Origin of the sequence: Microbacterium sp. (assembly GCF_036566905.1) — a bacterium.
Lineage (GTDB): Bacteria > Actinomycetota > Actinomycetes > Actinomycetales > Microbacteriaceae > Microbacterium.
The window spans coordinates 1-13880 of record NZ_DATCVK010000024.1 but is presented as its reverse complement, the minus strand read 5'-3'; the positions used below and the strand labels follow the sequence as shown (position 1 = coordinate 13880).

9 protein-coding genes are annotated in these 13880 nt (G+C 71.1%); 5 read left to right on the top strand and 4 right to left on the bottom strand.

What is annotated here, in order from left to right; genetic code table 11:
• Positions 1 to 2524 (bottom strand): MMPL family transporter (locus tag VIP82_RS02490; protein WP_331905712.1); only part of this gene is annotated, 2524 nt, incomplete at its 3' end.
• 133 nt (positions 2525 to 2657) lie between these two features.
• Between VIP82_RS02490 and VIP82_RS02485 the strand changes: the two genes are divergently transcribed.
• Complete coding sequence (locus VIP82_RS02485) at positions 2658 to 3308, top strand: TetR/AcrR family transcriptional regulator (protein WP_331905711.1); 651 nt, start codon at positions 2658 to 2660, stop codon at positions 3306 to 3308.
• An 81-nt stretch (positions 3309 to 3389) separates the two neighbouring features.
• On the opposite strand, the gene VIP82_RS02480 is transcribed toward VIP82_RS02485, so the two are convergent.
• Positions 3390 to 4391 carry an o-succinylbenzoate synthase gene (locus VIP82_RS02480; RefSeq protein WP_331905710.1) on the bottom strand — a complete coding sequence of 334 codons (1002 nt, stop codon included), beginning with the start codon at positions 4389 to 4391 and terminating at the stop codon, positions 3390 to 3392.
• A gap of 172 nt (positions 4392 to 4563) precedes the next feature.
• Here VIP82_RS02480 and VIP82_RS02475 point away from each other — a divergent pair, with 172 nt between their 5' ends.
• The 4 genes from VIP82_RS02475 (at position 4564) to metH (ending at position 10606) form a co-directional block, all read left to right on the top strand.
• Positions 4564 to 4908 carry a PadR family transcriptional regulator gene (locus tag VIP82_RS02475; protein ID WP_331905709.1) on the top strand — a complete coding sequence of 115 codons (345 nt, stop codon included), beginning with the start codon at positions 4564 to 4566 and terminating at the stop codon, positions 4906 to 4908.
• A gap of 29 nt (positions 4909 to 4937) precedes the next feature.
• Positions 4938 to 5891: a permease prefix domain 1-containing protein gene (locus tag VIP82_RS02470; RefSeq protein ID WP_331905708.1), complete on the top strand. Its 954-nt coding sequence runs from the start codon at positions 4938 to 4940 to the stop codon at positions 5889 to 5891.
• Between the two features lie 123 nt (positions 5892 to 6014).
• Positions 6015 to 6812, top strand: coding sequence for an LLM class F420-dependent oxidoreductase (locus VIP82_RS02465; RefSeq protein ID WP_331905707.1), 798 nt, complete (start codon positions 6015 to 6017; stop codon positions 6810 to 6812).
• A gap of 131 nt (positions 6813 to 6943) precedes the next feature.
• Positions 6944 to 10606, top strand: coding sequence for a methionine synthase (gene metH / locus VIP82_RS02460; RefSeq protein ID WP_331905706.1), 3663 nt, complete (start codon positions 6944 to 6946; stop codon positions 10604 to 10606).
• Positions 10607 to 10655: 49 nt separating this feature from the next.
• Here metH and VIP82_RS02455 read toward each other — a convergent pair whose 3' ends face one another.
• Positions 10656 to 11096 (bottom strand): hypothetical protein, encoded by a 441-nt coding sequence (locus VIP82_RS02455; protein ID WP_331905705.1) that lies wholly within the window; start codon positions 11094 to 11096, stop codon positions 10656 to 10658.
• Between the two features lie 25 nt (positions 11097 to 11121).
• On the bottom strand, positions 11122 to 13880 hold a 2759-nt coding region (locus VIP82_RS02450; RefSeq protein ID WP_331905704.1), incomplete at its 5' end, for an ATP-binding cassette domain-containing protein.

Genomic DNA, 13880 nt, shown 5'->3' with positions numbered 1-13880 from the left:
GCGGGTCGCCGGTCGCGATCAGGGTGCCGCCGGGCTCCACCCGGAAGGCGGCGTCCTCGAACAGCACGACCTCGCCGGCGGAGCCGCCGGCATCGGCGCGGACGCCGACGCCCTCGCCCACGGCCGCGGCGGTCGTGTTCGGCTCGGGCCAGGCCTCGAGCGCGAGCTCGCGCTCGACGGCTTCTCCTTCGATGTCGAAGTGGGGGAGGATCCGGTCGAGCCAGCGCGGGATCCACCAGGCCTTGTCGCCGAGCAGCGCCATCACCGCCGGCACGAGCGTCATGCGCACGAGGAAGGCGTCGACGGCGATGCCGACGGCGAGGCCCAGCGCGATGGGCTTGATCGACGCGTCGCCCTCCGGAACAAACGCCGCGAACACGGCGAACATGATGATCGCCGCCGCCGTGACGACGCGTGCCGAGGCGGTGAAGCCCGAGCGGACGGCACCGAGCGCGATATCGCGACGGCTGCGCGTCGAGTGGCCGGCCGCGCCCCGGCGTGCGTGCACGTAGTCCTCACGCATCCGGCTGACCAGGAACACCTGGTAGTCCATCGCGAGCCCGAACAGCACGCCCATCAGGATGATCGGCATGAAGCTGATGACCGGTCCGGTGCGATCGACGTGCAGCAGGTCGGCGCCCCAGCCCCACTCGAACACCGCGGCGACGACGCCGAAGGCAGCCAGCACGGAGAGCAGATAGCCGACGGCAGCCTTGATCGGCACCCAGATCGAGCGGAACACGATCATCAGGAGCACCAGCGACAGCCCGACGACGAAGACGCCGAACGGCAGCAGGGCGGCACCGAGACGGTCCGAGATGTCGATGCCCACCGCGGTGAAGCCGGTCACCTTGAGGTCGACGCCGTACTCGTCCTCCAGCTCGGGGGCGAGATCCCGCAGCGCCCGCACGAGCTCGGCGGTCGCGGGGTCGTCCGGGGCGGTCTCCGGCACGATCTGGATGAGCCCGGTGTCGGCGGTCTCGTTCGGCGTCGCGAGCGCGACCTCCTTGACGCCGGGGACCTTCTCGACCTCGTCGGCCAGGTCGGCCATCAGTCCGAGCGGGTCGGTCGAGGTGACGATGGTGCCGGTCATGATGAGCGGGCCGTTGGCACCTGGACCGAAGTGCTCGGCGGTGAGATCGTACGCCTGACGCGCCTGGCTCGACTCCGGCTGCTGTCCCGCGTTCGGCAGTGCGAGGCCGAGACTCGCGGCCGGGATCGCCATGACCCCCAGCGTCAGCACGACCGCGATGGTCGTGACCACCGGATGGTTGGTGACCAGCAGGACCCAGCGGTTGGTCTTCTTGACCGGGGCGTGGACGGCGTCGGCCGCTTCGGGAGCGGGAGTGGTCCCGCGCGTCTCGGCATCCTCGACGGTCTCGTTCGAGCCCCCGGTCGCCGAGCGCGCGCCCGTGACACGAAGTGCGCCCTCGGGCGCCGCAGACGGTGCCGTCGCGGCGCGGCGGGGGAGCGGCATCCCTCGGCGCTTGCGGCCGTGACCCCAGCCGGCGACCCGGCCCTTCGCGAAGCCGAGGAGGGCAGGCGTCAGGGTGATGGCGACGACCACGGCGATCGCGACCGCCACGGCCGCGGCGATGCCCATCGTCGTCAGGAACGGGATGCCGGCGAAGCCCAGCCCGATGAGGGCGATGAGCACGGTGACACCGGCGAACACGACGGCAGAGCCGGCGGTGCCCGTCGCGCGCGCAGCGGACTCCTCGGGTTCGACGCCGGCGCGCACCTGGTCCTGATGTCGGGCGACGATGAACAGCGCGTAGTCGATGCCCACCGCGAGCCCCAGCATGATCGCGAGCATCGGCGTCGTGGACGAGATCGACGCGAACGCCGTCGAGACGTAGATCAGGGCGATCGCGAGGCCTACGCCGATCAGCGCCGACACCAGCGGGAACCACGCGACCGCGAACGAGCGGAACGTCACGATCAGCACGAACAGCGCGATGAGCACGCCCACCGCCTCGATCAGCGAGAGGGCCGGCACCGAGGTCGAGAACAGGTCGCCGCCCATGGCCACCTGGGAGCCCTCGGGGAGCGTCTCGCGCAGATCGTCGGCGACGTCCTCGAGGCCCGCCTTGGTCTCGTCTGACACATCGGTCGACTGCCCGTCGAACTGCAGGCGGATGATCGCTGCCGACTCGTCGTCCGAGAGCATGCCGGTGACCATCTCGTTGAACGGGTCGGTCACGGCGATCACGCCGTCGAGGTCCTCGAGATGCGAGACGGTGTCGTCGATCGCCGTGGCGTAGGGCTCTTCGTCGACCTGGTCGCCGTCGGCGGCGACGATCACGAGCTGCGCGCTCGTGCCGCTGGCCTGCGGAAAGCTGCGGTCCAGCAGGGCGATGCCCTCCTGGGCCTCGGTACCCGGAATCGAGAAGGAGTTGTCGGTGCCCTTCATGAAGAGGGCCGCGCCGCCGCCGGCGAGCGTGAGCAGCAGCAGCCACGAGACCAGCACCCGCCACGGGTGGCGGTACGTCCAGCGGCCGAGCGCATACAGAAGGGTCGACACAGCGCCTCCGTTTTACGGGTGAGAGGTAGGGGTTGCGTCGATACAGCGCTGTATCGGATACATGAGTGTATCGTAAGGCGGGTTGGCCGCCCGAACCTGAGTAGTCCGTGTGAGACTGGCGGCAGGAGGACCGATGAGCGACACCCCCGTGGTCGAAGTGGCCGGCACGTCACGCCGCCGAGAAGCGACCCGGCAGAAGCTGCTGGATGCCGCCGCCCTGGTCTTCGCCGAGGTCGGCCTGGACGCGGCATCCGTCGAGGCGATCTGCGAGCGCGCGGGCTTCACCCGTGGCGCGTTCTACTCGAACTTCGAGACCAAGGACGAGCTGTTCCTCGAGCTCGCCGGCTCGGTCGCCCGCGGGCGTGTCGCCGTGGTGCGGCAGCGCGTGGCGGCGCTGGAAGGCGAGGGCGCTCTCGATCTCATGCCGACCAACGCGTTCGATATCGTTCAGCAGATCCTCGACGTGTCGGCCGACGACCGCCTCGGCGTGCTGCTGATGAGCGAGATCCGGATCCGCGCCCTTCGCACGCCGGCGCTCGCCGTCGCCTACCTCGCGCAGGACGACGAGATGCTGCGCAACGTCGCGCAGATCATCTCCGACATCGGCGCAGCGCGCGCACTGCGATTCCGGGTTCCCGCACACGAGGCTGCGCGGCTCATGCTCACCGTGTGGGAGGCGGCGTCTGTACGGGCCGTGATGGCGGGGCTCGGCGACGAGGAGATGCATCTGCGCATCAACGAGGAACTCGCCCGCGTTGCGCAGATCATCATCGAACCGGTCTGAGGCGGTGAGCGGGTCGAGCGAGCGGGTGAGGCGCACGCCCATCGCCGCTCAGGGCATGCCGCCTGGCTCGCCGGCGCTCGGTCAGCGGCCGGAGTCGAGCACCGCGTAGCACCGCGCCAGGCGGTCGAGCCACCAGTCGCGGCGGTCGGCGGATGCGGCGTACGCGTCGAGCAGTGCCGCGTCGGGAGTGACCCGGCCCACAGAAAGGAAGCCGCCGCGCGGCGTCAGCGGCGGATCGGCCACGTCGGCGGTGAACAGCGACGCCGTCCCGAGCCCGCAGTCGTAATCGAGCTCGGGAAGCGCGGCGGCCAGTGCCACGCCCATCGACAGCCCGACTGAGGTGTCCAGGGCGCTGGAGACGACAGCCGGGAGCCCCGCCTCCGCCACGATCTCGAGCGCCCGGCGCACGCCGCCGAGGGGCTGCGCCTTGACGACCAGCAGATCGGCCGCCCCCGCACGAGCCACCGCCAGCGGGTCGGCGGCCTTGCGCACGCTCTCGTCGGCGGCGATCGGAATGCCCATGTACTTCACCCGCCGCCGCAGCTCGGCGAGCTCGTCGACGGTCGCGCACGGCTGCTCGGCGTATTCGAGGTCGAACTCCGCGAGGGCGTGCAGCGCGCGCTCGGCCTCGTCGACGTTCCAGGCGCCGTTGGCGTCGATGCGCACGCGACCCTCCGGGCCCATCGCCTCGCGGACGGCCCGGACGCGGGCGACGTCGTCGGCGAGCACCTGACCGGCCTCGGCGACCTTGACCTTCGCCGTCCGGCAGCCGTCGAACCGCGCCAGCACCGCGGGAACGGATGCCGCAGCCACGGCCGGCACGGTGGCGTTGACGCCGATGCGCTCGCGGCGGGCCTCCGGCCGCGGCATCCGGGAGTCCTCGATGGCCGCAGCGAGCCACGTTGCAGCCTCTGCGTCGTCGTACTCCGGGAACGGCGAGAACTCCGCCCACCCCTCGGGTCCCTCGAAGAGGAGCGCTTCGCGCACGTCGATGCCGCGGAACCTGGTCGCCAGCGGCAGGGCGACGACGCGCGCCGTGTCGAGAAGCTCGTTCAGTGCCGGCCGGGTCGCGTCGTTGCTCACGTCCCCATCCTCGCCCTCCTCCCGTTCGTCCGTCGTATATGTACCTGAATCGGCGCGCCGGGCGTACATATACGACGGACGAACCCCGAGGGCGAGGGCTGGGTGGAGAGGGGCGAGCGATCCGACAATGTGTGATTGACCATAGTGTGTGACACACAGTATGGTGTGAGACATGAGCGAAACCGACATCCTCGAGACGCACCTGCAGGAACTGCGGCGGGGCACTGTCGTGCTCGCGTGCCTGCGCCTGCTCGTCCACCCGGGGTACGGGTACGGACTGCTCGAAGAGCTGGGGGAGCGCGGCTTCCCCACCGACGCGAACACGCTCTACCCGCTGCTGCGGCGCCTCGAGAAGCAGGGGTTCCTCACCAGCGAGTGGAACACCGACGAGTCGCGGCCGCGCAAGTTCTACCGCACCAGCGCCGCGGGCTCACGGCTCGCGGCATCCCTCACCGACGACTTCCGCGCGATCGCCGCGGCGATCGACGACCTTCCCACCCCCGACGTTCAGCACTGACCCACGATCAGCATCTGAGGAGAACCGACATGACAACCGCGACGCTCACCGACCGTTACGTCGACGCCGCGATGCGCACCGTGCCCGAGACGCAGCGCGACGACCTCGCCGCCGAACTGCGCGGCTCGATCGACGACCAGATCGAGGCACGCCTCGCCGAGGGCGAGGACCACGCGTCCGCCGAACGCGCCGTCCTGACCGACCTCGGCGACCCCGACAAGCTCGCCGCGCAGTACACCGACCGGCCGCTGTGGCTCGTCGGGCCGCGCTACTTCCTCGACTGGTGGCGGCTGCTGAAGCTGCTGCTCTGGATCGTCCCGGTGTGCGCGGCCTTCGGCGTCTCGCTCGCGATGGTGCTCGACGGCGCCACGTTCGGCGAGATCGTGGGCGCCATCGTGCCGCTGCTCATCACGGTGGTCGTCCACATCGCGTTCTGGACCACCCTCGTGTTCGTGGTGCTGGAGCGGACCGGGCACGAGACGATGACGAGCGGACCGTGGACCCCCGATCAGCTGCCCGAACCGCGCCAGCGCGGCGCCGGACTCGGCGACATGATCACCTCGCTCGCGTTCCTCGCGATCATGGCCGGCGTCGTGCTGTGGGACCACTTCGTCGGACTGGTGCCGACGCAGCCCGGCCTGCCGTTCCTCGACCCGGGGCTGTGGCCGTGGTGGATCATCGGGCTGTTCCTGCTGATGGCACTGGAAGCGGTGCTCGCCATCGTCGTCTACGCCGTCGGACGCTGGACCCCTGCGCTCGCCGTGGCCAACGGCATCCTGAATCTGGTGGTCGCCGTGCCGGCGCTGTGGCTGCTGTTCGAGGGCCGGCTCATCAACCCCGAGTTCTTCCCGACGATCATCGTCGACGACGGTGCGAAGGTCGGCGTGATCGTGAATGTGGTGATCGGTTTCGTCATCGCCGGCATCGCGATCTGGGACACGGTGGATGCGGCGATGAAGGCCGCTCGGGCGCGCCGAGGCTGACGCCGGTGTCCTCGACTGAGAACATGCGCCGAGATGAGGACGCGCAGGTCACTGCGCGTCCTCATCTCGGCAATCCTCTTCGAACGAGGATCACCCCTTCGCAGCGGCCCTAGTCTTTTTGCCATGCCCCTCTTCGATACTCCTGTGCGCCTCGGCGTGCAGCTGCAGCCCCAGCACGCCCCGTACTCCGCGTTCCGCGACGCCGTTCTGCGTCTCGAAGAGATGGGCGTCGACGTCCTCTTCAACTGGGACCACTTCTTCCCGCTGTCGGGCGACCCCGACGGCCTGCACTTCGAGTCGTGGACCATGCTCGCCGCCTGGGCCGAGCAGACCGAGCGCGTCGAGTTCGGGGCGCTGGTCAACTGCAACAGCTACCGCAACCCCGACCTGCAGGCCGACATGGCCCGCACCGTCGACCACATCTCGGCCAAGGACGGCGTCGGCCGCTTCATCTTCGCGACCGGCTCGGGCTGGTTCGCCCGCGACTACGAGGAGTACGGCTACGACTTCGGCACCGCCGGCTCGCGGCTCGACGACCTCGCCGCCGGGCTGGAGCGCATCGAGGCGCGCTGGCAGAAGCTCAACCCCGCGCCCACGCGCGAGATCCCGGTCATGATCGGCGGCAAGGGCGAGCAGAAGACCCTGCGCCTCGTCGCCCGGCACGCCGACATCTGGCACAGCTTCGTGCGCCCCGACGAGCTGCCGCACAAGCTCGACGTCATCGAGCGCTGGGCCGAGCGCGAGGAGCGCGACACGTCGGGCCTCGTCATCTCCAACGAGCTGCACCAGCGCGGCGAAAGCGTCGCCGACGAGCTGTACCACGCGGGCGTGCGCCTGTTCACGCTCGGCTTCCAGGGCCCCGACTGGGACTACGACCTCATCCGGTCGTGGCTGCGCTGGCGCGACTCGAAGAACGCCTGACCGGAGGACGGATGCCGCGGCCCGCGCCCGCTGGCGCGCCTGCGCCTGCGGCATCCACCGGTCGTGGGTGGGCGTGAGGGGCGTCCGTCACGAACGGCAACGTGAGGGGGACCGCGACTAAACTCGCGCGGGTGACCGCTGCCTCGACCGCTCCCCGCTTCGCCCTCGACATCGACGGCGTGCCGCGGCCCGAGCGGTCGCAGCAGCTGCTGGACGGCGTACGGGAGCGGGTCGTCATCGCCGACGGGGCGATGGGCACCATGCTGCAGCGCTACGACCTCTCGATCGACGGCGACTTCCAGGGTCTCGAGGGCTGCAACGAGATCCTCAACGTCTCGCGCCCGGACGTCGTCGCGGCGATCCATGACGCCTACCTCGAAGTCGGCGTGGACGCGGTCGAGACGAACACGTTCGGCGCGAACTGGTCGAACCTCGGCGACTACGGCATCGACGACCGGATCACCGAGCTCGCCGCCGCCGGGGCGCGCATCGCGCGCGAGCGCGTCGAGGCGGCCGAGGCCGTCGACGGGCGCGTGCGCTGGGTGCTCGGCTCGATGGGGCCGGGCACGAAGCTCCCGAGCCTCGGTCACACGACGTATGACAACCTGAAGCAGACGTTCGCGCTGCAGGCGGAGGGGCTCATCGACGGGGGCGCCGACGCGTTCCTCGTCGAGACCTCGCAGGATCTGCTGCAGACCAAGGCCGCCATCAACGGCTGCCGCCAGGCGATCGTGAGCCGCGGCATCCGTCTGCCGATCTTCGTCGAGGTGACGGTCGAGACCACCGGCACCATGCTCATGGGGTCCGAGATCGGGGCGGCGCTCACCGCGATCGAGCCGCTCGGCGTCGACGCCATCGGCCTGAACTGCGCCACCGGCCCCACCGAGATGAGTGAGCACCTGCGGCACCTGTCGAAGTACGCCACCGTGCCGGTCGCGTGCATGCCGAACGCGGGGCTCCCGGTGCTCGGGGCGAACGGCGCGCACTACCCGCTCTCGCCTGGCGAGCTGGCGACGGCGCACGAGCAGTTCGTGCGCGAGTTCGGGCTGGGCCTCGTCGGCGGATGCTGCGGCACGACGCCAGAGCACCTCGCCGCGGTCGTCGAGCGGCTGAGCCCCTTCCGACAGGCCGAGGGACGCGACGAGGTGCGGTCCCCGAGCCTGTCGAAGGGCGCGGAGGAGGACCCCGGCGTCGCGTCGCTGTACCAGCACGTCTCGTTCCAGCAGGATGCCTCGTACCTCGCGATCGGCGAGCGGACCAACGCGAACGGCTCGAAGGCGTTCCGCGAGGCCATGCTCGAGGAGCGGTGGGATGACTGCGTCGAGATCGCGCGCGACCAGATCCGCGTGGGTGCCCACCTGCTCGACGTCTGCACGGACTACGTCGGGCGCGACGGCGCCGCCGACATGCGCGAGGTCGTGTCGCGCCTGGCGAGCGCCTCGACGCTGCCGCTCGTCGTCGACTCGACCGAGCCGGCGGTCATCGCCGCGGGGCTGGAGCTGATCGGCGGACGCCCCGTCGTGAACTCCGTGAACTACGAGGACGGCGACGGCCCGACCTCGCGCTTCGGCCGCATCATGCCGCTCGTGAAGGAGCATGGCACCGCCGTCGTGGCGCTGACGATCGACGAGCACGGTCAGGCCCGCACCACCGAGGGCAAGGTGCAGATCGCCACGCGCCTCATCGACGAGCTCGTCGGCGAGTGGGGTCTGCGTGTCAGCGACATCATCGTCGACTGCCTGACGTTCCCGATCGCGACCGGCCAGGAGGAGACGCGCCGCGACGCCATCGAGACGATCGAGGCGATCCGGCGGATCACGGCGAAGTACCCCGGCATCAACACCACGCTGGGTGTCTCGAACGTGTCGTTCGGGCTCAACCCGGCCGCGCGCAGCGTCCTGAACTCGGCGTTCCTGCACGAGGCTGTCGAGGCCGGGCTCACGTCGGGCATCATCGACGCGGCGAAGATCGTGCCGCTCGCCTCGATCTCCGACGAGCAGCGCAAGGTCGCCCTCGACCTGGTGTGGGACCGCCGCGAATACGACGCCGACGGCAACGTCACGTACGACCCCCTGGCACGGATGCTGGACCTCTTCGCCGGCGTCGACACGGCGGCGCTGCGCAACCAGCGTGCCGCCGAGCTCGCCGCGCTGCCGGTCGGCGAGCGGCTCGAGCGCCGCATCATCGACGGTGAGGGCAAGGGCCTCGAGGCCGATCTCGACCTGGCGCGCGCAGGCGGGCTGGCGCCGCTCCAGATCATCAACGACCACCTGCTCGAGGGCATGAAGATCGTCGGCGAGCGGTTCGGCGCGGGCGAGATGCAGCTGCCGTTCGTGCTGCAGTCCGCCGAGGTGATGAAGACCGCGGTGGCGCTCCTCGAACCGCACATGGAGAAGTCGGATGCCTCGGGCAAGGGCCGCATCGTGCTCGCCACCGTGCGCGGCGACGTGCACGACATCGGCAAGAACCTCGTCGACATCATCCTCACCAACAACGGGTACGACGTCGTCAACCTCGGCATCAAGCAGCCGATCGCCGACATCATCGCCGCGGCCGAGGAGCACAACGCCGACGTCATCGGCATGTCGGGGCTGCTCGTGAAGTCGACGGTCGTCATGAAGGAGAACCTCGAGGAGCTCCGCACCCGCGGGCTCGGCACGAAGTGGCCGGTGATCCTCGGCGGTGCGGCGCTCACGCGCGCGTACGTCGAGGACGACCTGGCGAGCCTCTTCGACGGCGAGGTGCGCTATGCCCGCGATGCGTTCGAGGGCCTCGCGCTCATGGAGCCGCTCGTCAAGATCGCGCGCGGCGCCGACCCGGCCTCGGTCGGGCTCCCGGCGTTGAAGAAGCGGCGCCACGCGGCCGGTTCCAAGCTCACGCTCACCGAGCCCGAGGCGATGCCGACACGCTCGGACGTGGCATCCGACTATCCCGTGCCGGCGCCGCCGTTCTGGGGCACGCGCATCGTCCGCGGCATCGCGCTGCACGACTACGCCGCCTTCCTCGACGAGCGTGCGACGTTCATGGGGCAGTGGGGCCTGAAGCCCGGCCGCGGCGAGGACGGCGCGTCGTACGAGCAGCTCGTCGACACCGAGGGGCGGCCGCGGCTGCGCTACTGGCTCGACCGCATCCTCGGCGAGGGCATGCTCGACGCGTCCGTCGCATACGGCTACTTCCCGGTCGTGTCGGACGGCAACGACGTCGTCGTTCTGCACCACGGCGACGATGCGTCGGGCGCCCTGGGTGCCGCGGGCCTGCTCGCGCCCGACGGCGGCTCCGGCGGCGAGATCGGCACCGACCGCCTGCGCTTCCACTTCCCGCGCCAGCGCCGGGACCGCCACCTGTGCCTCGCCGACTTCGTCCGCTCGCGCGAGTCGGGCGCCGTCGACGTGCTCCCCGTGCAGCTCGTGACGGCGGGCGCGCACATCGACTCGGTGACCGCCAAGCTCTTCGCGGAGGACAAGTACCGCGACTACTACGAGCTCAACGGCCTCGTGATGCAGCTGACCGAGGCGCTCGCAGAATTCTGGCACGCCCGTATCCGGTCCGAGCTCGGCTTCTCGCACGAGGATCCGACCGAGACGGCCGGGCTGTTCAAGCTCGAGTACCGCGGTGCGCGATTCTCGCTCGGCTACCCCGCGTGCCCCGACATGGAGGACCGCCGCAAGGTCGTCGAACTCCTCCGCCCCGAGCGCATGGGCGTCGAGCTCAGCGAGGAGCTGCAGCTGCACCCCGAGCAGTCCACCGACGCCTTCGTGTTCCACCACCCCGAGGCGAAGTACTTCTCGGTCTGACCCGACACGTGAAGGAGAGCGGATGCCGCGGGACGCGGCATCCGTCATGTCACTCCGTGGTGATCTCGACGGTGACGCTCGGAGGCGGCGTGGTGTGCACCCAGACGGCCGGATCGGCGGTGAAGAAGGCCACGAGGCCGATCACCGCCGCGAGGACCGGGAGGACCCACATCGCGGTGGCGGCCCGCCGGAGCACGCGCGTGACGATGGTGGTGTCGGTGGCCCGAGAGGCTCGACCCAGCGAGATGACGAAGACGACAGCCATCGTGAGCCACACCACCGGCGACGGATCGAGTGTCGCGGTGTAGCAGGTCGCCGCGGCGTCGGTGGCGGTGACGCAGCCACCCTGCGAGCCGCGCGCGAACAGCCCGTAGAGGACCGCCCAGAACAGTCCGCGCTTCGCGAGCGAGATGATCTCGGGCACGTAGGCGCCGATGAGAGGCGTCGGCGTCGGCGTCGGCGTCGGGGTCGAGGGGATCGCTGTGGTCACGTGGGCTCCTCCTGGCACGTGACCTTCACGATAGAGCAGACGCCCGCTCTCGCGGAGCGGAGGCGGGCTGCCGGTGCGGCGCCAGCGGCTTGGCGCGGCGCAGCGCGGCGAGGATCGGCCGGCCCACCACGATCAGGCCCACGACGGTCGTGATCGCGCGGAGGGTGTCCCAGCTGAGCGTCGACGTCACCAGCGAGTACAGCAGGAAGCTCGACAGGTTCACCTCCAGCGGCGCCGCGCCATCGTAAGAGATGCCGGTGCCGTAGCCCACGGCGAACGGCCAGAACCACAGGTTCATCAGCAGGCCGAAGACGTACGAGGCGATGACGCCGTAGACGCAGAGCAGCGCGATCTCGGCGGCGGGCGAGAGCCGGCGCGGCAGCAGCCCGGCGACGGCCCCGACCCACGCGCACGCGAACATCTGGAAGGGCGTCCACGGCCCGAATGTGCCGGTGATCACCGTGGACAGGGCGATGGTCGCCATGCCGAGGAGCATGCCGAAACGCGCTCCGTACGCGCGGCCGGCGAGGATCAGCAGGATGAAGACCGCCTCGACCCCGCCGACCCCGGTGCCGGCGATGCGCACCGCCGCCCCGATCGCGGCGAGCGTGCCGAGCAGAGCGAGCATGTGGGCCGAGCGCACTGTGCCGTCGAGCGTCGCCACCACGACGAGCATCGCGAGCGGCGCCAGGGCGAGAGCCGCGATCGGCACCGCGGCGTACGCCTGCTCCGGCACGGCGGTTGCGACGAGCGGCCAGCAGAACGCCCCGAGGGCGACGAGGTTGGCGGCGAGGAGGGCGACCAGAGGAAGCCTGCCGAAGCGCGCCCGAGCGAGGCGGGAGCGACGACCGGTCGGGCCGAGCGCGTCGGGGCCGGAGCCTTCGATCGGTGACGCGGGGGTGCGTCGAGGTCCACGGATCTGCCCGTCGACAGGGGCGGCGGCGGAGATCGCGGCGCTCACGCGGGCGGGGATGGCGGCGGCCGCGGGAAGAGCAACCGGCTCCTGCACGAGGTCGGTGGGCACGGCGAGGTCCCGGGCAGCGCCGGCTGCGCCGGGCGCTCGCACGTCGACCGCCCCGAGCACGCCGTCACGCATCTCGAGCACACGGTCGGCGAGACCGGCGATGTCGGGCTCGTGGGACGCCACGAGCACCGCCGTGCCCGCGTGGGCGAGCGTGAGCAGCGCCGCCCACACCATCGCGCGTGCGGCGGGATCAAGACCGCGCGTCGGCTCGTCGACGAGCAACACCTCGGGAGCTCCCGCGAGCTGGATGGCGAGGGCGAGGCAGCGGCGCTCGCCGACCGACAGATCGCGCGGATGCCGCGCCAGCCGCGCCGTGAACTCCGGCCCATCGGGGTGGATGCCGAGGAAGCCCGCGAACCTGGCCGCGGTCGAGTCGTCGAGGGTGTCAGGGCGTCGTCCCGTCGCGCTCGTCGTTCCGCCCTGAGCCGACGTTTCCAGGCCCGGGGCGAGGACCTCGTGGTCGCTGCGCGCGGCACGTCGCGACGCGCGCCGGTCGGCGCGACGGCACTCTGCGGCGACGGTGTCAGAGATGAACAGGTCGTCGGAGGCATCCGGCACCAGCGCGACGCGCCCCGACGTCTCGACCCGCATCCGCCGATCGGGCAGGGCCAGCGCCGCGAGCAGGCTCGACTTGCCGGCGCCGTTGGGCCCGACGAGTGCGACGATCTCACCCGCGTACAGGTCGAGATCCGCCACCGACACCGCCACGGTGCCGCGATGGCTCACGGTGATGCCGCGGGCTCGCAGCACGGGCTGCGCCGACGGCTCGCGCACCGAGATCATCCTCGTGTCTCGGGGTTCGGGGCGCGTGCCGTGCGTCTGGGGCGTCAGCGGTGCGCCCCGAACGCCTGCGCTGCGCCCTGAATCAGATGCGTTTCCACCCAGCGCCGACGAACCATCCTCGGCAGAATCCGGTGCCACGACCGCACGGCCCGGCGACGACCTCTCCTCGTCGGCGGCATCCCCGACCAGGACCGCACCGCCGTCGATCCGTACGACGGTGTCGGCGATGCCCGCCAGCGGCGCGGTGCGATGCTCGGCCACGATCACGCACATCCCCGCCTCGTGCGCGAGGGCGTCCAGCAGCCGCGCGATGCGCGTGCGCGCGGCAGCGTCGAGGTCGGCCAGCGGTTCGTCGATCAGGAGGAGGATCGGGTGCTCCACGATGGCCGCCGCGATGGCGACGAGCGTCGCCTCCCCCGCCGACAGGCCGCGCGTCGGCCGGTCGAGCAGTGCGATCACCCCCACGCGGTCGGCGACCTCGGCCACCCGCGCCGCCGCGATCACCGGCGCGACACCGCGCAGCTCGAGCGACAGGCCGATCTCGTCGCGCACGCGCTCCGTCGCGAACGCCTCGCGCGGATGCTGCAGCACCACGCCCACGCGCTGCGCCAGGTCGCGGGGCGGCACCACGCTGCGCTCGTGCCCCACCACGCTGAGCGATCCCGCGATCCAGCCGCCGTCGGTGTGCACGTGCAGGCCGGCGATCCCGCGCAGCAGGGTCGACTTGCCCGAACCCGTCGCCCCCGCCACGAGCATCAGCGTGCCGGCCTCGAGCGCCAGTGCCGAAGGAAGCCGGATGCCGGCATCCGACCGTCCGCCGTAGCCGATCTCGACGTCGTGAGCCTCGACGGGCGCGAGGCAGTCGCCGTCGAGCCCGCGCCCCGCGAAACCGCGCAACTCGAGGGCCGCGGCGACGTTTCCGGCGCGCTCGAGGGTGCGCTCGAGCAAGGGCAGCAGCATCCGGGGGCCGGCGCGCT